Source organism: Paractinoplanes pyxinae (assembly GCF_026626335.1).
In the GTDB taxonomy this organism is placed as follows: domain Bacteria; phylum Actinomycetota; class Actinomycetes; order Mycobacteriales; family Micromonosporaceae; genus Actinoplanes; species Actinoplanes pyxinae.
Map to the genome: position 1 here is coordinate 266,882 of NZ_JAPNTZ010000002.1, position 25,462 is coordinate 292,343.

Genomic DNA, 25,462 nt, shown 5'->3' on the forward strand with positions numbered 1-25,462 from the left:
CGGTCAGGGGAACAGCAGGTCGCTGATGGCGGCGCCGGTCAGCGGCTCGGCGAAGTAGTAGCCCTGGCCCAGTTCGCAGTTGCCGCCGGCCAGCGAGGTCAGCTGGCCCGCGTGCTCGATGCCCTCGGCGATGGTGGACAGTTCGAGCGCCCGGCCCAGCTGGATGATGCCGTGGGTGAGCGCCGCCGCGGTGGGCTCGTCGACCACGTCGTCTACGAAGGATTTGTCGATCTTGATGATGTCGACCGGGAAGCGGCGCAGGTACGCCAGCGACGAGTAGCCCGTGCCGAAGTCGTCGATGGCCAGGCGTACGCCCAGGGCCTTCAACGCGCCCAGGCGCTCCAGCGTGGCCGGGCGGTGGTCGACCAGGAGCGACTCGGTCAGTTCGAGCACCAGGCGGTCGGGCCGCATGTCGGCCGCCTGCAGAGCCGACTCCACCACCTGGATCAGCGCCGCCTGCTCGAGCTGGACGGCCGAGACGTTGACGCTCACCGTCAGCGGCGGGCCGTCGCGCCGGGCGTTCCACTCGGCCACCCGGGTCGTCGCCTCGCGCAGCACCCACTCGCCGATCGGCACGATCATGCCGGTCTCCTCGGCCAGCGGGATGAAGTCCATCGGCGGCACGATGCCGCGCTCGGGGTGCATCCAGCGGATCAGCGCCTCGACCCCGGTGATCTCGCCCGTCCGCAGGTGAACGATCGGCTGGTAGCGCAGCTCGAACTCGTGCCGCACCACGGCCCGGCGCAGGTCGGCCTCGAGCGCGATGTGGGCCTGGAAGGCCTCCTGCATGGCCGGCTCGAACACCTCGAACCGGTCCTTGCCGTGCTTCTTGGCCTGGTACATCGCCAGGTCGGCGTGGACCATGAGCTCGGCCACGGCGTGCTGGTCGGGCCCGCTGAACGCGACGCCGATGCTGGAGCTGATGAAGGTCTCGGAGCCGAGCAGGTCGAACGGCTCGCGCAGCGCGTCCAGGATGCGCCGGGCCACCGGCACTGCTTCGTCGGCGTCGAGCACGCCCGGCAGCAGCACCGCGAACTCGTCACCGCCCAGGCGCGCGGCCGTGTCGCCGTCGCGCAGGCAGCTCTGGATGCGGCCGGCCACGCCGGTCAGCAACGCGTCGCCGGCCGCGTGCCCGAGCGAGTCGTTGACCACCTTGAAGCGGTCGAGGTCGACGAACAGGACGGCCGCGCCCAGCCCGCTGTGGCCGAGCGCTTCCTCCATGCGGGCCTGGAACAGCGCACGCGTGGCCAGGCCGGTCAGCGAGTCGAGGAACGCCTGGTTCATCGCCTCCTGGGTGCGGGCGTCGGTCAGGGCCAGGCTGAGGTGCTCGGCGAACGCCTGCAGGATCTCGCGGGCCGGCTTCTCCCAGACCCGGCGGGCGCCGAACGTGCCGGCGGTGAGGCTGCCCACGGCCTGGCCGTTGACGCGTACGGGCGTGGCCATCACCGATTCGAGCTGGATGGCGGTCATCGGGGGCAGCGCGATCGGGCACGCGGCGTAGTCCTCGACCGCGACCAGTTCGTCGCCGAGGATGGCCAGGCCGGAGACGCCGCCCGAGGCGATGGGGATGCGGCGGCGTTTCGCGGCGGCGCCAGGCGGTACGCCGAGCGAGGCGACGGTGCTGCCGAGCGTACGGTCGTCCGGCTCGAGCAGGTTGATCGCGACCATGTCGACGCCGAGCAGGTCGCGCACCGCGCCCAGCACCATGTCGTAGATCTGCGGCACGGGCACGCGGCGGCCGATGGCCCGCTGCACGGCCGCCATCTCTTCGAACACGCGCCGGCCCTGGTCGAGGTAGCCGAGCAGGCGGCCGTTCTCCTCGGCGTAGCGGCGCTCCGACTCGATCATGTGCAGCGACTGCAGGCTCAGCTCGAGCACGCGGGCTAGGCCGCGCAGCAGGCACACCTCTTCGGCGGTGAAGGGTCCGCGCGTACGACCCAGAACCAGCACGCCCGAGGCGGAGTCGCCGATCGTGGCGTGCGTGACCGCGTAGCGGGTTCCGTTGAGTTCGAGGGCGGCCCGGCGACCGGCGGCGATCTCGGCCAGCGGATGCGCGGGCACCCGGTCGGCGGGCAGTCCGACGGCCGCCACCACGCCGCCGTCGATCATCAGGACGGCGATGTCGGCGTCGAGGGCTCGGGCCGCGCATTCCACGGCAGCGTGGTGCGCGGCCGGACCGGCGGGACGGTCGGCGACCGCGGACAGGAACTCACCAAGCTGGTCTGTCGCTAGCACGGATTGACAGTCGTCCGCGGGCGGCCCGAGTTGAGGGAAACGGCGCCGCCCGAGCTCACACGACCGGTCACGATGTGGTCATGATTTCGCCGGAAACGGTCAAGCGATTCGCGCGCTTGGACATAGTTTGGAGCGATCTTGGTCGACCTCCGTGGCCGGGCAAACGGGCAAGTAAACAACGAAGTCTGTGACCTTGTGATGGAGGCCACAGGTTTCTCCGGTGTTACAAATAGGTCGGTCGACGAGCGGGGAGGTGGCGGCAATTGAATGCGGATGAGCGACAGCATCAGATCGTCGCCCTGGCCCGCCGGCACGGTGAGGTCGAAGTCGCGAAACTCGCGGCCGAACTCGACGTGTCCGCCGAAACGATTCGCCGCGATCTGCGCCTGCTGGAAAAGCATGGCCTGATCCGGCGGACGCACGGCGGGGCGTACCCCGTGGAAACCGCGAAATTCGAGACCGACCTGGCCATGCGGACCGTTCGCGGGGTGCCCGAGAAGCGGCGGATCGCGGCCGCCGCGGCCGGGCTCATCGGGGACGCGGAAACGATCTTCATCGACGAGGGCTTCACCCCGCAGCTGATCGCCGAGGAGCTGCCCACCGACCGGCCGCTCACCGTTCTGACCGCGTCCCTCAACACCGCGGCCTGGCTGGCCGCCTCCACGCCGGCCACGGTTCTGCTGCTCGGCGGCCGGGTGCGGGGGCGCACCCTGGCCACCGTGGATCACTGGGCGGCGGCCATGGTCTCCAGCTTCGTGATCGACCTGGCCTTCATCGGGGCCAACGGGATCTCCCGTGAGGTCGGGCTCACCACGCCGGATCCGGCCGTCGCGGACGTGAAGGCGCGGGCGGTGGCGGCCGCCCGTCGCCGGGTCTTCGTCGGCATTCACACGAAATTCGGCGTACGCACATTCTGCCGATTCGCCGAGATATCTGATTTCGAGTCACTGGTCACGGACACCGCATTACCGGTTTCCGAGGCGAACCGCTATGCCCGGCTGGGACCGCAGGTCATCCGGGTCTGATTCACACCACTGTTCACTCGCCGTTTTCCATTAAACGGAGGTTCCACCATGTCCAAAAAACTGGCTGCGATAGCGGTCGGACTGCTGGCCTTCACGGCCGGCTGTTCGGGCGCCGGCTCGACGACCACCGGCAGCGGCGATTCGGCCGACAACACCATCACGGCCCTGATGGTCGGCAACCCGCAGATGGAGGACATCCAGAAGCTGACCGCCGACAACTTCACCAAGCAGACCGGGATCACCGTGAAGTTCACGATCCTCCCGGAGAACGAACTGCGGGACAAGGTCACCCAGGACGTCGCGAACCAGGGCGGACAGTACGACGTGGCCACGGTCGGCGCCTACGAGGTGCCGATCTGGGCCAAGAACGGCTGGCTGCACGAGGTGTCGACGCAGGCTCAGGCCGACTCCGCGTACGACGTGAACGACCTGATCAAGCCGATGGTGTCGTCGCTCAGCGGCGAGGACGGCAAGATGTACGCGGCCCCGTTCTACGGCGAGTCGTCGTTCCTCATGTACAACAAGGAACTCTTCGACGCCAAGGGCCTCAAGATGCCCGAGAAGCCCACCTGGGCCCAGGTCGCCGACTTTGCGGCCAAGCTCGACGACAAGAGCAAGGGCGTCTCCGGCATCTGCCTGCGCGGCCTGCCCGGCTGGGGTGAGCTGTTCGCCCCGCTGACCACGGTCGTCAACACCTACGGCGGCACCTGGTTCGACAAGGACTGGAACGCGCAGGTCAGCTCGCCCGAGTTCAAGGAAGCCACCAACTTCTACGTCAACCTGCTCAAGCAGCACGGTCAGCCCGGCGCCCCGCAGTCCGGCTTCACCGAGTGCCTGAACACGTTCGGCCAGGGCAAGGCGGCCATGTGGTACGACGCGACGTCGGCCGCCGGCACGCTGGAGGACCCGAACGCCAGCAAGGTCGCGGGCAAGGTCGGTTACGCGTACGCCCCGGTCAACAAGACCGAGTACTCGGGCTGGCTGTGGACGTGGGCCTGGGCCATGCCCAAGACCACCAAGAAGGCCGACGCCGCCTGGAAGTTCATCTCGTGGGCGACCAGCAAGGACTACGAGAAGCTGGTCGGCGAGAAGCTGGGCTGGTCGCGGCTGCCGTCCGGCAAGCGCACCTCGACGTACTCGATCCCGGAGTACAAGGAGTCGGCCAAGGCGTTCGCCGACGTGACGCTGGGCTCGATCGAGCACGCCGACCCGACCAACCCGGGCGTGCAGCCCCGGCCCGCGCTGGGCGTGCAGTTCGTCGGCATCCCCGAGTTCGCCGACCTCGGCACCAAGGTGTCGCAGGAGGTGAGCGCGGCCATCGCCGGCAGCAACACCGTCGACAAGGCCCTGGCCGACGGTCAGAAGCAGGCCGAAGACGTGGCGAAGAAGTACAAGTGACAACCATGGTCGCCCGGCCGGACGAGCGGACTCAGCCGCCCGTCCGGCCCACCAAGGGCGGGGCCAAGGACCGCTGGGTACGCCGGGCGCCGCTCCTGCCCGCGCTGATCTTCGCCATCGTCGTCACGCAGGTGCCGTTCCTCTACACGATCTATCTGTCGACCACGAGCTGGAACGCGCTGCGTCCCGGGGACAAGCCGTTCGTCGGGTTCGACAACTACGTCACGGTTCTCTCCGACTCGCGGCTGCGGTCGGCGCTGGTCAACACCGTCGTGCTCACGGCCGGCGCGGTGATCTTCTCGCTCATCCTGGGCCTGGTGTTCGCGCTGCTGCTGGACCGCAAGTTCCTCGGCCGCGGCATCGTGCGGACCCTGCTCATCACGCCGTTTCTGGTGATGCCGATCGCCGCCGCGCTGCTCTGGAAGCACGCCCTCTTCAACCCGACCTACGGCCTGATCAACGGCATCTTCGGCGGCTCGACCGACTGGGTCTCGTCGTACCCGAAGGCCGCCGTGATCACCACGCTGGTCTGGCAGTGGACGCCCTTCATGATGCTCATCCTGCTGGCCGGCCTGCAGTCGCAGTCGCACGAGGTGCTGGAGGCGGCCAAGGTCGACGGGGCCAACGCGTGGCAGATCTTCCGCCGGATGACCATCCCGCACCTGCGGCAGTACCTGGAGCTGGGCGCGCTGCTGGGCTCGATCTATCTGGTCAACACGTTCGACGCGATCTTCAGCATCACGCAGGGCGGGCCGGGCACGGCGACCACCAACCTGCCGTACGAAATTTATCTGACGATGTTCCGCAAGTTCGAGTACGGCGAGGCCTCGGCGGCCGGCGTGATCGTGGTGATCCTGACGATCATCGTGGCCACGTTCGCCCTGCGGGTCATCTCGAGCCTGTTCAAGATGGAGGAGAACCGATGAGGGTGCGCCTCCAGAACTCGATCTGGGGCATCGCGGCCTGGGTCGCCGGGATCGTCTTCGTATTTCCGGTGATCTGGATGGTGCTGACCAGCTTCAAGCAGGAGGCCGACGCGGCGACCAACCCGCCGAGCTGGTTCTTCGCACCCACGCTGGCCCAGTACACCCAGGTCTTCGACCGCAACATCACGCCGTTCCTGCTCAACTCGCTGATGGCCAGCGTCTTCTCGACGATCCTGGTCGTGCTGCTGGCCACCCCGGCCGCCTATGCCCTGTCGCTGCGCCCGGTGGCCAAGTGGAGCGACTCGCTGTTCTTCTTCATCAGCACCAAGATGATGCCGGTCGTGGCCGCCTTCCTGCCGGTCTATCTGCTGGTCAAGCACCTGGGCATGCTCGACAACATCTGGACCATGGTCATCCTCTACACGAGCATGAACCTGCCGCTGGCGGTCTGGATGATGCGCTCGTTCCTGCTCGAGGTGCCGCGCGAGGTGCTCGAGGCGGGCGAGGTCGACGGCGCGGGCCTGCTCACCAGCATCCGCAAAATCATCCTGCCGATCGTCAGCCCCGGACTGGCCGCGACCGCGCTGATCTGTTTTATCTTCGCCTGGAACGAGTTCTTCCTGGCCGTGAACCTGACCGCCACGAACTCGGGCACGTCGCCGATCTTCCTGGTCGGTTTCATCTCGTCCGAGGGCGCCTTCCTGGCCCGGCTGTGCGCGGCCGCGACGATCGTCTCGCTGCCGGTGCTCATCGCCGGCTGGGTCGCGCAGAACAAGCTGGTCCGGGGCCTCTCGATGGGAGCCGTCAAGTGAGAGCAGCCGTCGTCGTCACGCCGGGAACGATCGCGATCGAGGAGGTGCCGGACCCGACCCCCGGCCCCACCGACGTGGTGGTCAAACCGGCCGCGACCGGCATCTGCGGCACCGATCTGCACATCATGGACGGCGAGTTCGCCCCGTCGTTCCCGATCGTGCCCGGTCACGAGTTCGCCGGCGAGATCGTCGCCGTCGGCTCGGAGGTTTCCGGGTACGCGGTGGGCGATCACGTCGCGGTCGACCCGTCTCTGTACTGCGGTTACTGCTACTACTGCAAGCGAGCCCGGGGCAACCAGTGCGAGAACTGGGCGGCGATCGGGGTGACGGTCAGCGGTGGCGCCGCCGAATTCGTGGCGGCGCCCATGGCCAACCTGTTCAAGCTGCCCAGCCACCTCGCGGCCAAGGACGCGGCCCTGATCGAACCGCTCTCGTGCGCGGTCCGCGGGTTCGACGTGCTGCCGCGGGCGATGGCCACCTCGTACCTCATCTACGGCTCCGGCACGATGGGGCTGATGATGCTCGAGCTGGCCAAGCGGGCCGGGGCCGAGTCGGTGTCCGTGGTGGACCTCAATCCCGCCCGGCTCGAGACGGCGAAGCGGCTGGGCTGTACGGCCGCGACCACCTCGGCCGCCGAGCTGGACGCGCCGCGCGGATTCGACGTGGTGATCGACTGCACCGGTGCCGAGGCGGCCATCCGGGATGGTTTGTCCCGGGTTGGGCGGGGTGGGACGTATCTCCAGTTCGGAGTGTCGAGCTACGACGCCCGGGTCGCGATCGAACCGTACGAGATCTATCGGCGCGAGATCACGATCACCGGCTCGATGGCCGTGCTGCACAGCTTCGACCGGGCCGGGCAGCTGCTCGCGGCCGGCGTGCTCGACCCGTCGATCTTCGTCAGCCACCGGTTCCCGCTGAGCGACTACGCGCAGGCGCTCGACCAGTTCCGGGCCGGGGTCGGAAGGAAGATCCTCATCGAGCCGTGAGTGAAACCTTACGGCCGGTTGTCAGGTGGTCACTCTTCAGGATCAAATAGGGGTGTGGGTACGCCCCCGGAGCCATCGCACACCCTGGCCCCCGGCCGTCTCGGCGCGGCCGCCGTCACGTTCTTCGCGCTGGCGGCGACCGCACCGATCGCCGTTCTGATCACCGTCGTGCCCGCCGCCTACGCCACCGGCGGCGGGGCTCTGGTTCCGCTGAGCTTCGTGGCCCTCGGCGTCATCCTCGTTCTCTTCTCGGCCGGTTACGCGGCCATGGCCAACCGCGCGCCCTTCGCCGGTGCGATGTACACGTACGTCGCACGCGGGCTGGGCCGCCCGGCCGGTGCGGGCGCCGCGTGGCTCGCCCTCGCCTGCTACCAGGCCATTCAGCTCGGGCTGTACGGCCTGGTCGGTGCGGCCGCGGCGCCCCTGCTACGCAGCTGGTTCGACGTGACCGCCGACTGGTGGCTGGTCGCCGCCGGGTGCTGGCTGGTGGTCGCGCTGTGCGGCACGATCCGGGCCGAGATCGCCGGCGGCCTCGTCGCGCTGCTGGTGCTGGTCGAGGTGGCCGTCGCGGCCGGGTTCGCGACGGCCAACGTGCTCGACCCGGCCGGCGGGCAGCTCGTCGCCGACAGCGTGCTGCCGTCCACTGTCGACCTGCCTGCGCTCGGCCTGCTGCTGGCGGTGGGGGTGCTGGCGTTCGCCGGGTTCGAGACCACCGGCCCGTACGCCGAGGAAGCCATCCGCCCCCGTCGGGACCCCGGCCTGGCCACGTACGCCACGGTGGCCGTCTTCGCAATCGTGCTGGCCGGCGCCTCGTGGTCGCTCAGCGCGGCGGCCGGACCCGACCGGATAACCGATCTCTCCCGATCCCGCGGCTCCGAGCTGCTGTTCGAGCTGGCCGGGGCCCGGCTCGCGCCGTGGGCGGTCACGCTCGGCCGGTTGGTGCTGCTCACCGCGCTGATCGCGGCGATTCTGGCGTTGCATCAGACCATGTCGCGCTACCTGTTCGCGCTGGGGCGGGAAAGGGTGCTGCCGGCCGGGCTGGGGCGCACGTCCCGGCGTACGCACGCACCCCGCGCCGCCTCGCTGACCCAGACGGCCGTGACCGCACTGTTCCTGGCGGCCGCGGCGACCAACGTCGCCGACGCCCCGGTGACCGGGCGGCGCCTCATGATCGCGGGCGGGCTCGGCCTGCTGGTGTTGCTGATCCTCACCTCGCTGGCGGCGTTGCTGCACCTCAACCGCGTGCCGAACGGCGAGGACGCGTTCACCCGCTTCGTCGCGCCGGTGTTGTCGACGGTGGCTCTGGGCGCCGTGGCGTATCTCGCGTTCCGGGATCTCGCCCTGCTGCTCGGCGTGCCGGGCGGCTCGGCGTTGCGCTGGATCGTGCCGGCGGGGTTGGCTGTCGTGGCCGGCTTGGGCGTGCTGCACGCGCTGGTCCTGCGCGGGGCGCGGCCGGTGATCTACGCCGGCATCGGCCAGGGCGGCGTCCCGGTGGTGATCACGCCCGTGGCGCCGCCGGCACCGCGCCGTCCGTTGGACGAGCGCCGCCCCTTGCCGGAGCGGCGGCCGTCGGACGAACACGGGCTTTCGTCGGCCGATCCCGGCTTGGAGCGGCCGCCGGGCGAGCCTGGGCGGTCGCCGGACGAGCCAGGACGATCGCCGGACGAGCTTGGGTGGTTGCGCGACGAGCCTGGACGGTCGCCTGACGAGCTTGGGCCGTTGCTCGACGAGCCTGGACGTTCGCCCGGTGGGCCCGGACGGTCGCCCGACGAGCTTGAGCGGTCGCTCAACGAGCCCGACCTGTCGCCGGACGAGCCTGGGCGGTCGCTCGACGAGCCGGATCGGCCGGGCGGGCCGGAGCAGCCGTCCGCGCAGCCGGGGCCGCGTCGCCCGCCGCGAGAGCCGGGCGCGCACCGGCCCGAGCGAGTGCAGCGCTGACATGCGCGCGCCGGATCTGCCACCCCAACGGGAACCGATCCGTGCGCGCGAGATGGGCGCGGTGCGACCGGCGGCCGAGCGGGAACTGATCCGTGCGCGCGAGGCGGGTGCGGTGCGACCGGCTCCGGAGCGGGATCGGGTGCGGGCGCTCGGCATGGATCCGGCCACCGGCCGCTACCGGCACAACGAGGCCGTGACCGCCGTCCGCATCGAGATCGAATTGGGCGTACGCCTGACCCGAGCCGCCCCCGGCTGCCGGGCCGACTGGTTCGACCAGGGCGGACGCTCGTACGACGCGGTGGGCCCGTTCGCGGCGCACCGGTTCGAACGGCAGTGGGCACGGTTCTCGCAGCAGATCGTGCTGCACCTGAAGAAAGCCGACCTGGTTCCGGTGGACGTCTCGCAGTTCACCGCCGACCAGGTGGCGAAGGTGGAAAAGTTCGTGGCGGAGCAGGGCTTGGCACCGCGGGTCTTCATCCTGGGACGGCGACAATGGCGGCTCTCATCATGGTCCGGCAAGGGCGGGACTGGCAGGCGACGGGCGGGCTCTTCGAGTGGACGCTGGAATACCTCATCCCGCGCCTCGACGACCGGAAGACCGCGGACTGGCTCCGCATGGTCGTCGCCGAGAACCTCGGCAGCCTCTGGCTTCCCGACCTGCCCGACGCCGGCCGGGCGCAGATCTTCGCGCTGCTGCGTTCGGACCTGGTCGCGGCCGCCCGCCGCGAACTTCCGGAGGGGCCGGCCAAGAGTGACGCCATCGCCCAGCTGGGAGAGCTGGTCGCGCTGACCTGGCTGGAGGACGGCCGCTAGGCGAAGAACTCCTGGATCTGGGTGAGCGTCAGATAGCCCTGCACCTCGGGCTCCTGGGTCGGCTCGGGCAGGCGCTTGGCGGTGACGGGCACGTCCGGTACGTCGCGGGGCGGGCACGGCATGGGCGGGGTGGGCGGCAGTGCGGGCAGCGTGAGGGCCTGGCGGATCACCTCGAACATGGCCCGCACCTCGTCGGCCGCGGTCCGTTCGGCGGTGGCCGTGCCGGTCGGCAGCGCGCAGGTGAAGTTGGCCTGCAGCCGGTCGTCGAGCCGGCGGATGTCGGCGCTGGGCCGCAGGTGGTCGAGCTTGCCCTCGGCGACGATGCCCAGTTCACAGGCGGTCAGGCCGGACTGGCGCCACCAGGATCGCCAGCGCGGGTCGGCGTCCAGGGTCAGCGCGACGTGCTGCAGGGCGATCACGTACTCGCGCGGGGCGTGGCCGCCGCGGGTGGTGGTGCCCAGGTGCGGGTGCAGCCAGAAGAAGTGCTCCGCGGCGTCGGCCATTTCTGCATGGTGACATTTCGGTCGTGCGCCGGTCAGCTGGAAGGCCCCGCACGTACGGGCGAATTCCGCCGTACATAAGCTGGTGATATAAGTTGGGGTGTGCAGCCTGCCATCACCGAGCAGTCCATGTCGGCCGGGGACGCGGCCGTCGCCGCCGGATTCGAGCGGTTCTACGAGACGCTTCGCCGGTTGACCCCGCGCGGCCCGCTCAGCCTGACCGCCGCCTCGACGCTGCGCCGCCTCGAGCGCTCCGGCCCGCACCGGCTCTGCGAGCTCTACGCGCCCGAGGGGATCAGCCAGCCCGCCATGACCCAGCTGGTCACCCGGCTCGAGAAGGAGGGGCTGGCCGAGCGCACGAGCGACCCGAACGACGGGCGGGCCGTGGTCGTGAGCATCACCGAGGCCGGGCGCGAGGCGGTGGCTCACCGCCGTGAGGTGCGGGCCTCGGCGTTGTCCGAGCTGTTGCACGGGCTCACGCCCGAGCAGTACGAGACCGTCGTCGCCGCTCTGCCCGCTCTGGAACGGCTCAGCGACCTCGCGGCCGACCGCGCTTCTTAGCAAGCCGCGGTTCGCCGGCCGGGAGCAGCACGCCTGCCGCTGCCCGAAATGTCCATATAAGTGAAGAGGAGATGAGCCGCGTGCTGTCCGTGGATCATCCGCGTTACAAGTGGATCGCCCTGTCCAACACGACGCTGGGCACCCTGCTGGCGACGATCAACGCGTCGATCGTGCTGATCTCGCTCCCGGCCATCTTCAAGGGCATTCACGTCGACCCGCTGCAGCCCGGCAACGTCAGCTACCTGCTCTGGATGCTGATCGGCTACATGCTGGTCACGGCCGTGCTGGTGGTCACGCTGGGCCGGCTCGGCGACATGTACGGGCGGGTCCGCATCTACAACGCCGGCTTCGCGATCTTCACGCTCACCTCGATCATCCTGTCGCTCGACCCGTTCGACGGCGGGGGCGGCGCGCTGTGGCTGATCGGCTGGCGCGTGCTGCAGGCGGTCGGCGGCGCGATGCTGATGGCCAACTCGGCCGCGATCATCACCGACGCCTTCTCGGCCGAGCAGCGCGGCATGGCGCTCGGGGTCAACATCGTCTCGGCGCTGGCCGGCTCGTTCATCGGGCTGGTGGCCGGGGGAGTGCTCGCCGAATGGGACTGGCGCTCGATCTTCTGGGTCAACATCCCGCTCGGGTTGCTGGGGACTGTGTGGGCCTACCGCTCGCTGCACGACACCGGCGTACGGCGGAAAGCCAAGATCGACTGGTGGGGCAACGCCACCTTCGCGATCGGGCTCACGGCCGTGCTGGCGGCTATCACGTACGGCATTCAGCCTTACGGCGGCCACGCGATGGGCTGGACCAATCCGTGGGTGCTGAGCGGCCTGATCGGCGGCGCGCTGGTGCTCGTCGCGTTCGGGCTGATCGAGGCCCGGGTCGCCGAGCCCATGTTCCCGCTCGCCCTGTTCAGGAACGCGGCCTTCACCAGCGGCAACGCGGCCAACCTGCTGGCCAGCGTGGCCCGCGGCGGCCTCCAGTTCATGCTGATCATCTGGTTGCAGGGCATCTGGCTGCCGCTGCACGGTTACTCGTACGAGTCGACGCCGCTCTGGGCGGGCATCTATCTGGTGCCGATGACGATCGGGTTCCTGGCCGCGGGCCCGGTGGCGGGCTGGCTCTGCGACCGGTTCGGCCCTCGCCCGTTCGCGTCGGGCGGGCTGCTGGTGATGGCCCTGTCGTTCCTCGGCCTGCTGCTGTTGCCGGGCGACTTCAACTACGCGGTGTTCGCCGTGCTGATCTTCATCAACGGCGTCGGCGGCGGCCTGTTCGCGGCGCCCAACACGTCGCTGATCATGTCGAGCGTGCCCGCCACCATGCGCGGCGCCGCCTCGGGCATGCGGGCCACCTTCCAGAACGCGGGCCAGGTGCTCTCGATCGGCGTCTTCTTCTCGCTGATGGTGGCCGGTCTGGCCGACCACCTGCCGGGTGCGCTGAGCAGCGGCCTGACCGGCCAAGGTGTGCCGGCCCAGACGGCCTCGGCGATCGCCGCGCTACCGCCGGTGGGCACGCTGTTCGCGGCCTTCCTGGGCTACAACCCGATCGGCGAACTGCTGGGACCGCAGGTGCTGGCCGCCCTGCCGCCGGGCAACGCGGACCGCCTCACCGGTCTGGAGTTCTTCCCCCAGCTGATCTCCGACCCGTTCCACAGCGGCCTGGTGATCGTCTTCTGGCTGGCCATCGCCATGGCCGTCGTCGGCGCGCTGGCCTCCCTGGTCAAGGGCAAGCCGGCCCCGACCTCGGACTACGTCGTGCACGAGTCCGAGGTGCAGGCCGAACTCGGCGCCCAGCCGCTCTCACCGGCCACGGGAGTCGCCGAGCCCCTCAAGCCCTGAGCTCATCTCTTGCAAGCCGATGGTGGCGAGCAGGTCGAGTTTGCCCCGCGCGTCGGTGCCCGGCCGCGGGGTGCTCACCACCAGGCGCAGGTCGGTGCCCTGGGTGGTCAGCACATTCGAGTCAATCGGGATGTCACCGACCTCGGGGTGCACGACGGTCTTGCTCGCGGTCTCGTGCTCGGCCACGGCCCGCAACTCCCACAGCTGCCGGAAGCGGTCGGTGCGGACGAGCCGGGCGATCAGAGCGACCAGGCCGGGATCGCCGGGATACCGGCCGGTGGTCGAACGCAGGTCGGCCACCAGCGACGTCTCGAAGTCGGCGCGCTCGGCCGCGGTCTGGCGGACTCGTGAGAAGCCACCCTCGAACTGGCTGATCAGCGCGCTGCGGGCCGCCTCGGGCAGCCGCGTCGGATCGCCGAACGTGGCCGCGAACAACGGATTCCAGTGCAGCAGCTGCCAGGTGGCGTCGTAGACCCCGACCGGGCTGCCGGCCAGCTGATCCACTATCCGGTGCACGCTGCCCGGCACCAGACGCGGCACCCGTCCCGGACCGGCGGCATGCCCGGCCAAGCGCATCAAGTGAGCCTGCTCGTCGTCCGACAGCTGCAACGCGCGGGCCAGCGCCGCGCAGACCTGGGCCGACGGAGTGGCCGCCTTCCCCTGTTCCAGCCGGACCACGTACTCGACCGAGATGCCGGCCAGCAGGGCCAGCTCCGACCGCCGCAGACCGGCCACCCGCCGCGGCGCGTGGTGAGCGAGCCCCACGGCGGCCGGATCAAGCCGGTCTCGCCAGGCCCGCAGCGCCGCACCGAGGTCACTCATGCCGTCCATGGTCGCGCGGCCGTCCGGCCCGTGGGTGGTACAGGCTTTACCACCACATCCGTTGGCTCCCGTTGCCGTCGCCGCGGGCGCAGGCTGGTAACCATGAACAACACCGTCACGCTCGCCGAAGACCTGACCCTGACCCGCATCGGCTTCGGCGCGATGCAACTGGCCGGCCCCAACGCGTTCGGCCCGCCCCGCGACCGCGCCGCGGCGATCCGGGTGCTGCGTGAGGCCGTCGAGCTGGGCGTCACCCACCTGGACACCAGCGACTACTACGGGCCCTTCGTGACCAACGAGATCATCAGGGAGGCCCTGCACCCGTACCCGTCGGACCTGCGAATCGTCACCAAGGTCGGCTTCCGGCGCGGAGCCGACGGCAGCTGGAACCCGGCCCAGGACGACCTGCGGAAACAGGTCGAATCGAACCTCGAGCACCTCGGCCTGGACGCACTGGACGCCGTGAACCTCCGCGTCGCGGGCCCCGGCTCGCTGGCCCGGGCCTTCGACGAGCTGGCCGGCCTGCGGGCCGAGGGACTGATCCGGCACCTCGGCCTCTCCAACGTCACCGCCGAGCAGGTCGCCGAGGCCCGCGCGATCGCACCGATCGTCTTCGTCCAGAACATGTACAACCTGGTGCTGCGGGGCGACGACCCCCTCATCGACAGCCTCGCGGCGGACGGCATCGGCTACGTGCCGTTCTTCCCGCTGGGCGGCTGGCGCCCGCTGCAGTCCACTGTGCTCGAAGAGGTGGCGGCATCGGTGGGAGCAACGCCGCAGCAGACCGCTCTGGCCTGGCTCCTGCAGCGAAGCCCGACCATCCTGCCGATCCCTGGCACGTCCTCTGTGGAGCACCTACGCGAGAACGTGGCCGCCGCCGACGTCGTCCTGCCCACGGCCGCCGTCGCCCGTCTCGACGCTTTGGCCGAGTGACCCTGGCGCCTACGCGACCAGGAAGGCGGACACACCCATGTCGGCGCCGACGATACGGGCGGTCTCGGCGGCGTGGGCGTTGAGCGACTCGACGGCTTCGCGCTGGGCGGGCGGGGCGACAACGGTCCGCAGTGGACGCTTTCCGGCCGGCATCTCGACCAGGGCGACGATCGCATCGGAAACCGCCGTCGGGTCGCCGGGGTTCTCGGTCTGCCGCCCGGTCAGTTCACCGACAAAACTTCCAAACCCTTCCCCGTACGCGGTGAAGCGGGCGGCATCGGCGGGCAACACGGCATTGTTGCCGATGTTGGTCGGGTAGGGAGCGGCATCGACGATGACCGACTCGACACCGAACGGCGCCAGTTCGTGGTGCCACGCCTCGGTCAGGCTGCCGAGGGCGGCCTTGCTCGCCGCGTACAGCCCCGAGTAGGGAATCGTGACCCGGCTGGAGATCGAGCCGACCTGGATCAGCACGCCCTGACCTTGCTGCCGCAGCTGAGGCAGGGCGGCCCGGGCGACCCGCAGCGCGCCGAAGACGTTCACGTCGAACTGGCGCTGCGCCTCCTCGGCGGTGAAGGCCTCGAGCGGGCCCGGGAAGATCCCGCCGGCGTTGTTCACCACCACGTCGAGGCGGCCCGCGGCCTCCATCACGGTCTCGACTGCCTTGTCGGCTGACGCCTGGTCGGTCACGTCGAGCTCGACAATTCGCAGGTCAAGGCGTTCGGCCGCCGCGAGCGCGGTCAGCTCGGCGGCCGCCTTGGCTCCCCGGCCGCCCACATCACGAAGGGCGGCGAACACCTGATGCCCGCGCCGGGCCAGCGCCTCCACGGTCAACCGTCCGAAGCCCGAACTTGCACCTGTAACCAGCACGACCTGCCGAACGTTGCCGCTCATGATCTCTCCCGTCGCAGTGAAACGGGGTGGCGCCCCGCTTACCTCCGCTACGATATGGGGGACCGCCCCACTTGCCAACACGAAGTGGGGCACCCCACCATTTCAACGCTTCGGAGGACCTGGCGTGGCTCTGGTGAAGCCGAAGCGGGCGGATGCGCGGCGCAACTACGACCAGATCGTGGCGGCGGCCGAGGCTGAGGTGGCCCGCCACGGGGCCGAGGCGTCACTGGAAGAGATCGCCCGGCGCGCGGGCGTGGGTTCTGCGACCCTGCACCGGCATTTCCCGTCGCGGCAGGCGCTGCTCGAGGCGGTCTTCCATGACCGGGTCGTGGTGTTGTGTGAGCAGGCCCGAGAGTTCGCCGAGCGTCCTGACCCGGGTGCCGCGCTGGCCGACTGGCTGCGGGCGGTCGCGCGCTATGGGGCAACGACGCGAGGGTTGGCCCGCTCGCTGCTCGACGGCGGCCGCAATCCCGAACCGCCGCCGGACAGCTCCTGCGAGACGATGCTGGTCGACGCGGGCGGCGATCTTCTGAAGCGGGCGCACGACGCCGGAACCGTGCGCCCGGAAGTGTCGATCATCGACCTGCTCACGCTCATCAACGCCATCTCGCTGGCCACCGAGGGTGGCGCCGACGCGGCCGCCGAGGCCACCCGCCTGACCGACCTGGCGCTGGAAGGCGTGCGGCCGCGAGGCTGAGACGCGCCGCTCTCGCCGTTCCGCGCCCTTCGGGGCGCCGCGGCGCGGAATCCCCGATGGTCAGAGGGTGGCGGCGGCCAGCAGCATGGTGGCGATCTCGCGGGCGGTCAGGGCCGCCGTCGAGTTCTGGTCCATGCGGCCACCGACCGAGGCGCCGTCGTACAGGACCACCAGCTGGTCGGCCAGGCCGGCCGGGTCTTTGGCGCCGGCGTCGCGGGCCAGCTCGAAGAACAGGCCGCGGGTCCACGCGCGGTTGGCGTTCGAGACCTCTTCGATCGGGCCGCCGCGCGTCGACTCGGCGCTGGCGTTGTAGAAGGGGCAGCCCCGGAAGCCGGGCGTGCCGGTCAGTTCGGCCAGCACCTCGAACACGCCGAGCAGGCGGTCGCGCGGGTCGTCGTAGCGTTCGAGGCCGGCCAGCAGGCGGGTGCGGCGCAGCGCGTGCCGGCCTTCCAGATAGGCCCGGACCAGCTCGTCCTTGCTGCCGAAGGTGCTGTAGAGCGAGGCCTTGGCGACGCCGGCCCGTTCGATGACGCGGTCGATGCCGACGGTGTGGATGCCCTCGGCGTAGAACAGTTCGTCGGCGGCGGCCAGGAGGCGGTCGCGGGCCGAGGGCTTACGGGTGGTTGAGGGTGACGCGGCGGACATGCGGTTGACGATAGCAGACAGACCTGTCTAGTCTCGAGCGTTCAGACAGACCTGTCTGTATTTTCACCGTCCAGAGCGAGGAACGCTCCATGACCACCCTTGCTGACGCTCCGCCGTCCGTTCGCGGCCGGCGGCTGTCCCGCCCGGTCGCCTTCGCCGCCATCGCGGCGATCTTCGTGACGTTCTCGGCCGCCTCGGCCGCCCCCTCCCCGCTCTACGTCGTCTATCAGCACCTCTGGAACTTCTCGGCCACCACGCTGACCGCGGTCTTCGCCGTGTACGTGGTCGGGCTGATCGGTTCGCTGCTGATCCTGGGGGCGCTGTCCGACCACATCGGCCGCCGTCCCGTGCTGGCCGCCGCGATCGCGCTCGAGGCTGTCTCGCTCGTGCTCTTCCTGACCGCCGGTGACGTCGGCATTCTGCTGACCGCGCGGTTGCTGCAGGGCATCGCGACCGGCGCCGCCATGACCACGCTGGGCGCGGCCCTGGTCGACCTGAACCCGCCGCACGCGCCCGGCCGGGCCGGCCTCATCAACGGCCTCGCCCCGGTGGCCGGCCTCGCGATCGGCGCGCTCGGCACCGGCGTTCTGGTGCAGTACGCACCCTCGCCCACCCACTTCGTCTGGGCGCTCTTGCTGGCGGGCATGGTGCTGGCCGGCGTCGTCGTGGCCCGCATCCCCGAGACCTCGGCCCGCCGGCCCGGCGCCGCCGCCTCCCTCGCGCCCAGGCTCGGCGTGCCGGCCCGGCTGCGCGGCGACCTGCTGGCGCTGGTGCCGATCATCGTGGCCAGCTGGGCCATCGGCGGCCTCTACCTTTCGCTCGGCCCGTCGGTCGCGGCGGGCGTCTTCGGCATCAGCAGCCATCTCGTCGGCGGCCTGGTGGTGACGTTGCTCTGCGGCACCGGCGCGCTGAGCTCGTTCCTGCTGCGCAACGTGCCCACCAAGCGGGTGCTCCTGCTCGCGGGCAGCCTGCTCACGATCGGCGCGGCGATCAGCGTCACCGGCCTCGAACTGAGCAGCGCCCTGCTGGCCGCGGTCGGCACGGTGGTCTCGGGTGTCGGCTTCGGCGCCTCGTCGCTGGCCTCGTTCGGCACGCTGGCCGTGCTGGCCGCCCCGCACGAGCGGGGTGAGCTGTTCGCGGTGGCGCTGGTCATCGCGTACGTGGCCTTCAGTGTTCCCGCCGTGGTGGCCGGTTTCGCCGCCACCTCGGCCGGCCTGCACGACACGGCGCTGGTCTATGGCCTGGTCGTGGCCGTGCTCGGCGCGGCCGCCCTGATCGCCCAGCGGACCCGCAAGACCGCCTGAACCTTTCGTGGCGCCTCGGCGTGGGCGGCAGCTATTGGGCCGTCCACGCCCCACCATAGTGGGGCGAATTGGACACGAGAGGCTGGCATGAGACGACTTCTGGCGGCGGCCACCACGATCGCCCTGACGGTGATCGCGGCCCCGGCGAGCGATGCACAGGCGGCCGGGCCGCACACCGAACCGGCGAGCAGGATCGCGCCGACCATCAAGTGGAGCGCCTGCACCGAGCCGGCCCTGCGCCTGCGCAAGGCCGAGTGCGGTCTGCTCGCCGTGCCGCTCGACCACGCCGCCCCGGAGGGCGAGAAGATCCAGATCGCGGTGTCTCGGATCAAGCACACCGTGCCCGAGGCCAAGTACCAGGGCGTCATGCTGGTCAACCCGGGCGGGCCGGGTGGCAAGGGCCGGGCGCTGTCGGTGATGGGCACCCTGGTTCCCGGCGGCGCCGGGGCCGCGTACGACTGGATCGGTTTCGACCCCCGCGGGGTCGGCGCCAGCAAGCCCTCGCTGAGCTGCGACGCCGATTACGCGGGTTACAACCGGCCGCCGTACGTGCCGAAGTCGCCCCAGATCGAGCGCAAGTGGCTGCAGCGAGCCGAGGGATACGCCCAGGCCTGCGGCAAGGCCGGCGGCAAGCTGCTCGAGCACCTGAAGACGCTCGACACCGTACGGGACATGGACTATCTGCGGCAGGCGCTCAACGCCCGGCAGATCAACTACTACGGCTTCTCGTACGGCACCTATCTGGGTCAGGTCTACGCCACCCGGTTCCCCGAGCGGGTGCGGCGCATGGTGCTCGACGGCAACGTGAACCCGGCCCGCGTCTGGTACGACTCGAACCTCGACCAGGACATCGCGTTCGACCGCAACATCAAGCTGTACTTCCGCTGGCTGGCCAAGAACAACCGGGTCTACCACCTGGGCCGCACGGCCCGCGAGGTCGAGCGCGGCTTCTACGCCGAGCAGAAGAAGCTGACCCGCAAGCCGGCCGGCGGCAAGATCGGCCCGTCCGAGCTGACCGACATCTTCCTGCAGGCCGGCTACTACAACTTCGGCTGGGCCGACATCGGCCGCGCCTACAGCGACTGGGTACGCGACCACGACGCGTCCGGGCTGCGGCGGCTGTACGACACCAACAACCCGCCGGGGCCGGACGCCGACAACAACTACGCGGTGTACCTGGGCGTGCAGTGCACCGACGCCGGGTGGCCGCAGAGCTGGGCCAAGTGGACCGCCGACAACTGGGAGGTGCACCGCAAGGCGCCCTTCGAGACCTGGGCCAACGCCTGGTACAACGCGCCCTGCCGCACCTGGCCGGCCCGCAGCGGCATCCCGGTGACCGTCTCCGGCGAGACCGTGCCGCCGGTGCTGCTGATCAGCGAGACGCTGGACGCGGCCACCCCGTTCAGCGGCAGCCTCGAGGTGCGCAAGCGGTTCCCGCGTTCGGTGCTGCTCGAGGGGGTCAACGGCACCACCCACTCGGGCTCGCTGAGCGGCAACCGGTGCGTCGACAACACGGTGGCCGACTACCTGGCCACCGGCAAGCTCCCGAAGCGGCTGCCCGGTGAGCGCTCGGACAAGCGCTGCCGCCCGCTCGAGCCGCCGGTCGCGATCGCGGCGACCAAGGCCAAGCGGGCGCCGGCGCCCGCCGAGCGCCTGGAAGTGCGGAAACTGATCACCGGCCGGTGAAAGAGATCACGGCCCCCGCCCTCGGGCGGGGGCCGTTGGCTATGCTCGTTTCCGCGAAGGGGAGTAGCTCCCAATGTCGCGGTCGACATACTGACCCTTGATTCACTTCTCGGGTCCGGCCGCGCGGCCTTTCCACAAGGCGAGCGAGACCTTCGGCTTGGCTGTTGACGTCTGACGGCCGGGTCGAGGTCGCCCATGCGCACCTTCTGCCCGGTCCTGGTAACCGGGAGAGTTATCTGTGGAAGGCTTCCTCGTCGCGACCGCGGTCAGTTTCGCGGTGATCTTCGTGGCCGAGCTGGGCGACAAATCGCAGCTCATGGCCCTGACGTTCGCGACCCGCTTCAAGACCGTCCCGGTGCTCATCGGCATCACCGTGGCCACCGCGATCGTGCACCTGGTCTCGGTCGGCATCGGCTACGGCCTGGGCGCCACGCTGCCGACCGGCTGGATCAACCTGATCGCGGCGGTGGCCTTCCTCGCCTTCGGCGCCTGGACGCTGCGCGGCGACAAGCTGACCGACGACGAGAAGACCAAGGCCGAGCGCAGCACCGGCTCGGCCATCCTGGCCGTCGGCGGCGCGTTCTTCCTGGCCGAGCTGGGCGACAAGACCATGCTGGCCACGATCACCCTGGCCACCCAGTACGGCTGGTTCGGCACCTGGCTGGGTTCGACGGTAGGCATGGTGGCGGCCGACGCGCTCGCCATCCTCGTCGGCCGCCTGCTGGGCCGGCACCTGCCCGAGAAGGCCATCAAGTACGGCGCGGCCGCGCTCTTCGCTATCTTCGGCATCTGGTTGCTGATCGAGGCGATCATCGAGCTGCGTTAGGGGATTCAAGGTGCAGCAGTACCGGGCGGAGCTGACCGCCGACGTCACCTTCACCACCGGCGGCCGCCTGCAGGCGCAGGGACTGCGGGTCGATGTGCCGCAGGCCGAGGTCACCGAGGCCGATCTGGCCCGGATCCTGGTCGGCTCGCTGGGGCTGCGCGACGTCGAGCGGGTCGAGCTGACCGGCGTACGCACGTTCGCCGAGCCGGTGCCGGCCGGTCCGCCCGGTCCGCCGCGCCTGCGGTTCGTCGAGCTCAGCCACGTCATCTCGGACGGCCTGACGACCTATCCGGGCCTGGCCGCGCCGGTGATCTCGGTGCACCAGAGCTGGGAGCAGACGAGCGCCCACTACGCCGAGGGCACCGCGTTCAGCTTCGACCGCGTCGAGATGCTGGGGCAGACGGGCACCTACCTGGACACGCCCCGGCACCGCTACGAGGGCGGCACCGACCTGGCCGGGATGCCGCTGGAACGGCTGGCCGACCTGCCCGCCGTCGTGGTGCGCACGGCCGGCAGCGGGCGGCGCGCGGTCACCGAGGCCGACCTCGAGCCGCTGACCGTGGCCGGGCACGCCGTGCTGCTGCACACCGGGGGCGACCGCGGCTGGGGCACGCCCGAATACACGGTCGACGCGCCCTACCTGACCGGCGAGGCGGCGGCGCTACTCGTCGAGCGGGGCGCGGCGCTGGTCGGCATCGACTCGGTCAACATCGACGACGCGGTGCCCGGCGGCGAGCGCCCGGCCCACACCGTGCTGCTGGCCGCGGGCATCCCGATCGTCGAGCACCTGACCGGGCTGGAGGACCTGCCGCCGCACGGCGCCCGCTTCACCGCCGCGCCGCCGCGGATCACCGCCGTCGGCACGTTCCCGGTGCGGGCGTACGCCCAGGTCCCGTACTACGAGCCGCATGATCACACGAGGTCGGCGGGCTGGCAGCCTTCGGGCCGATAAGGCTCATCCTCGGCCCGAATCGGCCGAATAGGTCCACGTGACCGCTAACCCCCTGCGGGCCGACCCCGATCAGCAGCTTCACGCCGACGGGCCGGCGGCCCCCGGCCCGCGCGCCTTCAGCGGCCGCACCGAGATCGCCGTGGCCCAGGCGGCCACCCTCTTCGAACAGCTCGAGCTGGAGCAGGCCGTGGCCACGCTCCAGCCCGTGCTGGCCGCCGACCCCGCGGCCCGCGAAGCCTGGATCCTGCTCGCCCGCCTGAAGCTGGCGCTGGACCAGGCCACCGACGGGCTCGACGCGGCCGAGCAGGCCGTCCGGCTCGACCCGGCCGACCCGCGGGCGCTCGCCCTGGCCAGCCGCGCCCTGACCGTGCTGGGCCGGCACGAGGAAGCGGTCACCATGGCATACCGGGCCGTCATCGCCGACCCGCGCAACGCGCTGTGGCACGACCGGGTGGCCTGGGCGCTGCTCTCGGCCGACCGGCAGATCGCCGACGCCGAGCAGGCGGCCCGGACGGCGATCGGGCTCGACCCGACCGAGGCGCACTACTACTACACGCACGGCGTGACGCTGGACGCCCTCGGCCACCTCGACCAGGCCCGGCAGGCGCTGCTGACGTCGCTGCGGATGGAGCCGGAGAACCCGGTCGCCCAGCACCGGCTGGCCGTGCTCAACGGCGAGGCCGAGCGGCCGGCCGAGAGCAAGAAACGCGGCTGGCGGCTGTTCAGGCGCTGACCGTGTGCCGGTACTTGTAGCGGATGGCCAGCCACACCAGCCAGCCCAGGCCGATGATGAAGCCGAAGCTGATCAGGCGGTAGAGCACCACCGCGGCCACCGCGAACCCGCTGGCCAGGCCGCCCGCGACCAGGCCCAGCACCAGCGCCGCGTCGACCACGCCGAGGCCGCCGGGCACGATGGGCACGCTGGCCGCGGCCATCCCGGCGCAGTAGGCGATCACCAGCGCCACCGGATTGATGCCGCCGGCGCCCACCGCGACGCAGCACAGCCACAGGCAGAGCGCGTCGAACAGCCAGTTGAGCAGGGCCAGCACGACCGCCAGCGCGAAATTGGCCGGGTGTACGCGTACCTCGCGCAGTTGACCCACGAAGCCGAGCAGCCGGTCGTGACCGTGCCCGGGCGGGCGCCGGCGCACCCGGTTCACCCCGCCCAGCAGGGCCCGCACCGGGCGGTCCAGCAGCTGCGGGTGCTCGGCCAGTTGCCGTACGCCGAAAGCGACCACCACCGCCCCGACCGCGTAGAAGACCAGTGTGTGCCAGCTGCCGGTGTGGCGGGCGAGCAGGCCGCCGACCGCGCCGATCACCACCAGGGCGCCCGCCGACAGCACCCCGCTCAGCGCGATGCACCAGGACGCCACGGCCGGGGAGACCCCGTACCGGCGCAGTTGCTGGAAGTTGAAGGTGGTCGAGAAGACCGGGCCGCCCGGCAGCGTGGCGCTCAGCGAATGGGCCGCGTACGCCGTGGCCACGTGCTTCTTCATGCTGACCTTGGTGCCGGCCCCGCGCAGCAGGGCGCGCTGCATCCGGGCGTACGTGCCCATCGAGGCCAGTTCGGCCGCGAGCGCGGCGGCCACCCAGTTCCACTGCGGTGCACGCAGCTGGGCCAGCGCCCCGGCCAGCGACGACCATCCCAGCATCAGTTCGACGCCGAGCACGACCACGACGATGACGGCCACGGCGGGTCCCCGCCGCCACCACGGCGGCACTCCGGTCGTGGGCCGGGCGGTCTGCTGCTGCACGGCCATCTGACTGATCGTCGCACTCCGGCGCGGAGCGCGCAGATGATCAGCGGGTGTAGGCGATCAGGTCGAGGTCGCGCATCGCGGCCGGCTCCTTGGCCTGCACCTTCAGCGTGTTGTCGGGGCCGAAGAGTGAGAGCACCCGCTTGCCGTCGTCGTCGGTGCGCACCAGCAGGTTGCCCTCGGCGTCGAAGACCGCGCCGACCACCGTGCCGCCGACCGGCAGATCCTCCAGCTGGCCGGTGGACGTGTCGACGATCGTGTCGGCCGTGTCGGTGCCGGTCGTGCTCTCGCCAGTGGTCTGCAGCGGCACGGTCACCCGGCGGCCGGTGGCGTCGACGCTGGTCGGCTTGCAGGCGGCCAGGCCGTCCGGGTTGTCGCGGGTCTGCGTCGCCCCCAGCACGGGCACGCTGGTGCTGGTGTCGGCGTTGTCGGCGGTCAGCTTGAGCCCGCAGTACGAGGTCGCGTAGACCAGCGTGCTGCCGTCGCCCGACCAGCGGAAGTGCTGCCCGGCGGACAGGCCGGCCGGGAGCGGGGTGACCGTGCCGGTCTCGACGTCGAGGATGCCCGGCGCGGAGTCGAGCTCGGTCGCGTCGATCAGCAGCCGGTCGCCCTCGGGGGACCACACCGGCGCCTGGTCGGCCGCGACCACCCCGGTCAGCACCTGTTCCGGCTCGCCGCCGGACTCGCTGACCAGCAGCGTCCCGTCGGCCACGTAGGCGACCCGGTTGCCGTCGGGCGAGATGCCGACCGAGGACGGCGCGTCGCGCAGCACGACCTCGTGGGCGCCGTCGGTGGGCGACATGCGGACGACGTCGGGCGCGGTGTCGCGTTCGGCGTAGAAGACGTGACCCGTCATGTCGGAGAGCACGCGGGACTGCGGCTTGGCCGGGCGGGGCTTCTTGGTGGGCCGTCCGGCAGTGTCGCGTGTGCGCGCCGGTGGCGTCGCGGTCGGGGGCTTGCGGGTCGGCTTGGCGCCCGCGTGCGCGGGCGGGACCGTCACCGTGGGCGGTTCGCTCGCGGCCGACGACTGCGGGCGCGCGGCCACCGGCACCTCGGCCGGCTTGTGCTGCGGGATCTTCCACAGCCCGCTGGCCAGCACGCCCAGCACGAGCAGGGCGGCGCCGGTGCCGACGGCGGCCTCGCGACGGCCGATCCGGCGCGAGCGGTGCAGGGCCCGCTCGTACATGTCGGTGGGCTCGGCGACGTCGGCCAGGTCGCGCAGCGAGGACCGGAGCTGATCGTGTTCGGGGCTCATCGGCCGGCCTCCGGCACCTCGGTGAGCACCCGCAGGTCGGGCAGCATCGAGCGGAGCCGGTCGAGGGCGCGACCGGTCTGGGTCTTGACCGTGCTGACCGAGACGCCGAGCATCTGGGCCGCCTCGGCCTCGGTGTGGTCCTCGAAGAAGCGCAGGACGATCACGGCCCGCTGCTTCGCGCTGAGGGTCAGCAGGGCGCGCCGCAGCACCAGGCGTTCGACGGCGGCGTCGGCCGGGTCGTCGGCGCCGCGGCGGCGGTCGGGCTCGAAGTCGGGCGGCAGCACCTCGGCCACCTTGGGCCGGCGCCAGATCGACACCTGCGCGTGATACATGACCTTGCGGGCGTACGCCTCCGCGTTCTCGACCCGGTCGAGCCGCGACCACGCCCGGTGGGTGCGGGCCAGAGCCTCTTGCACCAGGTCTTCGGCCAGGTGCTGATCCCCGGTCAGAAGGTACGCCGAGCGCAACAATGCGTGCGTCCGGGTGCGGACGAACTGCGCATAGTCGGCCTCACGGGCGTCCATTCGTAGGTGTCCGTTCGAGGTGTCGAGGGAGACGTGAGCGTACCCAGGCGGCTCAAGCACCGCGCTGCCGGTCACGTCCGCCCCCTCCACCTTCGAACTGGCCGGGCGATGCCACCCCGTGTGGGCACCGACCAGCGG

At 70.9% G+C, this 25,462-nt stretch carries 24 protein-coding genes; 16 read left to right on the forward strand and 8 right to left on the reverse strand.

Going from position 1 to position 25,462, the window contains the following annotated elements:
* Nucleotides 1-3 precede the first annotated feature (3 nt).
* Nucleotides 4-2,235, reverse strand: a complete 2,232-nt coding sequence (locus OWR29_RS05950; protein ID WP_267561482.1) for a putative bifunctional diguanylate cyclase/phosphodiesterase — start codon at nucleotides 2,233-2,235, stop codon at nucleotides 4-6.
* Nucleotides 2,236-2,498: 263 nt separating this feature from the next.
* Here OWR29_RS05950 and OWR29_RS05955 point away from each other — a divergent pair, with 263 nt between their 5' ends.
* The 7 genes from OWR29_RS05955 to OWR29_RS05985 all read left to right on the forward strand — a co-directional run bounded on the left by OWR29_RS05955 (nucleotide 2,499) and on the right by OWR29_RS05985 (nucleotide 10,133).
* Nucleotides 2,499-3,260, forward strand: a complete 762-nt coding sequence (locus tag OWR29_RS05955) for a DeoR/GlpR family DNA-binding transcription regulator (protein WP_267561483.1) — start codon at nucleotides 2,499-2,501, stop codon at nucleotides 3,258-3,260.
* 48 nt (nucleotides 3,261-3,308) lie between these two features.
* Nucleotides 3,309-4,658: an ABC transporter substrate-binding protein gene (locus OWR29_RS05960; protein WP_267561484.1), complete on the forward strand. Its 1,350-nt coding sequence runs from the start codon at nucleotides 3,309-3,311 to the stop codon at nucleotides 4,656-4,658.
* Nucleotides 4,659-4,663: 5 nt separating this feature from the next.
* On the forward strand, nucleotides 4,664-5,584 hold the full coding sequence (locus OWR29_RS05965) for a carbohydrate ABC transporter permease (protein ID WP_267561899.1): 921 nt from the start codon (nucleotides 4,664-4,666) through the stop codon (nucleotides 5,582-5,584).
* Complete coding sequence (locus OWR29_RS05970) at nucleotides 5,581-6,396, forward strand: carbohydrate ABC transporter permease (RefSeq protein WP_267561485.1); 816 nt, start codon at nucleotides 5,581-5,583, stop codon at nucleotides 6,394-6,396. The genes OWR29_RS05965 and OWR29_RS05970 overlap by 4 nt, the downstream gene beginning before the upstream one ends.
* Nucleotides 6,393-7,382 (forward strand): zinc-dependent alcohol dehydrogenase family protein, encoded by a 990-nt coding sequence (locus tag OWR29_RS05975; RefSeq protein ID WP_267561486.1) that lies wholly within the window; start codon nucleotides 6,393-6,395, stop codon nucleotides 7,380-7,382. The genes OWR29_RS05970 and OWR29_RS05975 overlap by 4 nt, the downstream gene beginning before the upstream one ends.
* A gap of 54 nt (nucleotides 7,383-7,436) precedes the next feature.
* Complete coding sequence (locus tag OWR29_RS05980; RefSeq protein WP_267561487.1) at nucleotides 7,437-9,320, forward strand: amino acid permease; 1,884 nt, start codon at nucleotides 7,437-7,439, stop codon at nucleotides 9,318-9,320.
* Nucleotides 9,321-9,812: 492 nt separating this feature from the next.
* Entirely contained in the window at nucleotides 9,813-10,133 is a 321-nt protein-coding gene (locus OWR29_RS05985; RefSeq protein ID WP_267561488.1) for a hypothetical protein, read from the forward strand.
* Here OWR29_RS05985 and OWR29_RS05990 read toward each other — a convergent pair.
* Nucleotides 10,130-10,636, reverse strand: coding sequence for a hypothetical protein (locus tag OWR29_RS05990; RefSeq protein ID WP_267561489.1), 507 nt, complete (start codon nucleotides 10,634-10,636; stop codon nucleotides 10,130-10,132). The genes OWR29_RS05985 and OWR29_RS05990 overlap by 4 nt on opposite strands.
* 99 nt (nucleotides 10,637-10,735) lie before the next feature.
* Here OWR29_RS05990 and OWR29_RS05995 point away from each other — a divergent pair, with 99 nt between their 5' ends.
* Together OWR29_RS05995 and OWR29_RS06000 are read left to right on the forward strand one after the other, a co-directional pair.
* Nucleotides 10,736-11,194, forward strand: coding sequence for a MarR family winged helix-turn-helix transcriptional regulator (locus tag OWR29_RS05995; RefSeq protein ID WP_267561490.1), 459 nt, complete (start codon nucleotides 10,736-10,738; stop codon nucleotides 11,192-11,194).
* 71 nt (nucleotides 11,195-11,265) lie between these two features.
* Nucleotides 11,266-13,029, forward strand: coding sequence for an MFS transporter (locus OWR29_RS06000; protein ID WP_267561491.1), 1,764 nt, complete (start codon nucleotides 11,266-11,268; stop codon nucleotides 13,027-13,029).
* On the opposite strand, the gene OWR29_RS06005 is transcribed toward OWR29_RS06000, so the two are convergent.
* Complete coding sequence (locus OWR29_RS06005) at nucleotides 12,991-13,851, reverse strand: helix-turn-helix domain-containing protein (protein ID WP_267561492.1); 861 nt, start codon at nucleotides 13,849-13,851, stop codon at nucleotides 12,991-12,993. The genes OWR29_RS06000 and OWR29_RS06005 overlap by 39 nt on opposite strands.
* A gap of 102 nt (nucleotides 13,852-13,953) precedes the next feature.
* Here OWR29_RS06005 and OWR29_RS06010 point away from each other — a divergent pair, with 102 nt between their 5' ends.
* Nucleotides 13,954-14,784: an oxidoreductase gene (locus OWR29_RS06010; protein ID WP_267561493.1), complete on the forward strand. Its 831-nt coding sequence runs from the start codon at nucleotides 13,954-13,956 to the stop codon at nucleotides 14,782-14,784.
* A gap of 9 nt (nucleotides 14,785-14,793) precedes the next feature.
* On the opposite strand, the gene OWR29_RS06015 is transcribed toward OWR29_RS06010, so the two are convergent.
* A complete protein-coding gene (locus tag OWR29_RS06015) occupies nucleotides 14,794-15,678 on the reverse strand; it encodes an SDR family oxidoreductase (RefSeq protein WP_267561494.1) in 885 nt (294 codons plus the stop codon).
* Nucleotides 15,679-15,802: 124 nt separating this feature from the next.
* Here OWR29_RS06015 and OWR29_RS06020 point away from each other — a divergent pair, with 124 nt between their 5' ends.
* The gene (locus tag OWR29_RS06020; RefSeq protein ID WP_267561495.1) at nucleotides 15,803-16,375 is read left to right on the forward strand and encodes a TetR/AcrR family transcriptional regulator; all 573 of its coding nucleotides are present in this window, start codon (nucleotides 15,803-15,805) and stop codon (nucleotides 16,373-16,375) included.
* A gap of 60 nt (nucleotides 16,376-16,435) precedes the next feature.
* Here OWR29_RS06020 and OWR29_RS06025 read toward each other — a convergent pair whose 3' ends face one another.
* On the reverse strand, nucleotides 16,436-17,020 hold the full coding sequence (locus tag OWR29_RS06025) for a TetR/AcrR family transcriptional regulator (RefSeq protein ID WP_267561496.1): 585 nt from the start codon (nucleotides 17,018-17,020) through the stop codon (nucleotides 16,436-16,438).
* 89 nt (nucleotides 17,021-17,109) lie between these two features.
* Between OWR29_RS06025 and OWR29_RS06030 the strand changes: the two genes are divergently transcribed.
* The 5 genes from OWR29_RS06030 (at nucleotide 17,110) to OWR29_RS06050 (ending at nucleotide 22,521) form a co-directional block, all read left to right on the forward strand.
* On the forward strand, nucleotides 17,110-18,324 hold the full coding sequence (locus OWR29_RS06030; RefSeq protein ID WP_267561497.1) for an MFS transporter: 1,215 nt from the start codon (nucleotides 17,110-17,112) through the stop codon (nucleotides 18,322-18,324).
* Nucleotides 18,325-18,411: 87 nt separating this feature from the next.
* Nucleotides 18,412-20,010, forward strand: coding sequence for an alpha/beta hydrolase (locus OWR29_RS06035; protein ID WP_267561498.1), 1,599 nt, complete (start codon nucleotides 18,412-18,414; stop codon nucleotides 20,008-20,010).
* A 238-nt stretch (nucleotides 20,011-20,248) separates the two neighbouring features.
* Nucleotides 20,249-20,836 (forward strand): TMEM165/GDT1 family protein, encoded by a 588-nt coding sequence (locus tag OWR29_RS06040; RefSeq protein WP_267561499.1) that lies wholly within the window; start codon nucleotides 20,249-20,251, stop codon nucleotides 20,834-20,836.
* 10 nt (nucleotides 20,837-20,846) lie between these two features.
* Nucleotides 20,847-21,788 carry a cyclase family protein gene (locus tag OWR29_RS06045; protein WP_267561500.1) on the forward strand — a complete coding sequence of 314 codons (942 nt, stop codon included), beginning with the start codon at nucleotides 20,847-20,849 and terminating at the stop codon, nucleotides 21,786-21,788.
* A 37-nt stretch (nucleotides 21,789-21,825) separates the two neighbouring features.
* Nucleotides 21,826-22,521 carry a tetratricopeptide repeat protein gene (locus tag OWR29_RS06050; protein WP_267561501.1) on the forward strand — a complete coding sequence of 232 codons (696 nt, stop codon included), beginning with the start codon at nucleotides 21,826-21,828 and terminating at the stop codon, nucleotides 22,519-22,521.
* Here OWR29_RS06050 and OWR29_RS06055 read toward each other — a convergent pair.
* The 3 genes from OWR29_RS06055 to OWR29_RS06065 are packed head-to-tail and all read right to left on the reverse strand — an operon-like array spanning nucleotide 22,511 to nucleotide 25,324.
* Nucleotides 22,511-23,548: a lysylphosphatidylglycerol synthase transmembrane domain-containing protein gene (locus OWR29_RS06055; protein WP_267561502.1), complete on the reverse strand. Its 1,038-nt coding sequence runs from the start codon at nucleotides 23,546-23,548 to the stop codon at nucleotides 22,511-22,513. The two genes, OWR29_RS06050 and OWR29_RS06055, sit on opposite strands and share 11 nt — an antisense overlap.
* A gap of 40 nt (nucleotides 23,549-23,588) precedes the next feature.
* Nucleotides 23,589-24,800, reverse strand: coding sequence for a TolB family protein (locus tag OWR29_RS06060; RefSeq protein ID WP_267561503.1), 1,212 nt, complete (start codon nucleotides 24,798-24,800; stop codon nucleotides 23,589-23,591).
* Nucleotides 24,797-25,324, reverse strand: coding sequence for a SigE family RNA polymerase sigma factor (locus tag OWR29_RS06065; protein WP_267561504.1), 528 nt, complete (start codon nucleotides 25,322-25,324; stop codon nucleotides 24,797-24,799). The genes OWR29_RS06060 and OWR29_RS06065 overlap by 4 nt, the downstream gene beginning before the upstream one ends.
* Between the last annotated feature and the right edge of the window lie 138 nt (nucleotides 25,325-25,462).

Bases quoted from the DNA above. Each gene is read 5' to 3' on its own strand.
- OWR29_RS06060 (WP_267561503.1), bottom strand. From the start codon at position 24,800: ATGAGCCCCGAACACGATCAGCTCCGGTCCTCGCTGCGCGACCTGGCC.
- OWR29_RS05965 (WP_267561899.1), top strand. From the start codon at position 4,664: ATGGTCGCCCGGCCGGACGAGCGGACTCAGCCGCCCGTCCGGCCCACC.
- OWR29_RS06025 (WP_267561496.1), bottom strand. From the start codon at position 17,020: ATGTCCGCCGCGTCACCCTCAACCACCCGTAAGCCCTCGGCCCGCGAC.
- OWR29_RS06010 (WP_267561493.1), top strand. From the start codon at position 13,954: ATGAACAACACCGTCACGCTCGCCGAAGACCTGACCCTGACCCGCATC.
- OWR29_RS06005 (WP_267561492.1), bottom strand. From the start codon at position 13,851: ATGAGTGACCTCGGTGCGGCGCTGCGGGCCTGGCGAGACCGGCTTGAT.
- OWR29_RS06065 (WP_267561504.1), bottom strand. From the start codon at position 25,324: ATGGACGCCCGTGAGGCCGACTATGCGCAGTTCGTCCGCACCCGGACG.
- OWR29_RS05970 (WP_267561485.1), top strand. From the start codon at position 5,581: ATGAGGGTGCGCCTCCAGAACTCGATCTGGGGCATCGCGGCCTGGGTC.
- OWR29_RS06055 (WP_267561502.1), bottom strand. From the start codon at position 23,548: ATGGCCGTGCAGCAGCAGACCGCCCGGCCCACGACCGGAGTGCCGCCG.
- OWR29_RS06030 (WP_267561497.1), top strand. From the start codon at position 17,110: ATGACCACCCTTGCTGACGCTCCGCCGTCCGTTCGCGGCCGGCGGCTG.
- OWR29_RS06000 (WP_267561491.1), top strand. From the start codon at position 11,266: ATGAGCCGCGTGCTGTCCGTGGATCATCCGCGTTACAAGTGGATCGCC.
- OWR29_RS05985 (WP_267561488.1), top strand. From the start codon at position 9,813: ATGGCGGCTCTCATCATGGTCCGGCAAGGGCGGGACTGGCAGGCGACG.
- OWR29_RS05960 (WP_267561484.1), top strand. From the start codon at position 3,309: ATGTCCAAAAAACTGGCTGCGATAGCGGTCGGACTGCTGGCCTTCACG.
- OWR29_RS06015 (WP_267561494.1), bottom strand. From the start codon at position 15,678: ATGAGCGGCAACGTTCGGCAGGTCGTGCTGGTTACAGGTGCAAGTTCG.
- OWR29_RS05990 (WP_267561489.1), bottom strand. From the start codon at position 10,636: ATGGCCGACGCCGCGGAGCACTTCTTCTGGCTGCACCCGCACCTGGGC.
- OWR29_RS06035 (WP_267561498.1), top strand. From the start codon at position 18,412: ATGAGACGACTTCTGGCGGCGGCCACCACGATCGCCCTGACGGTGATC.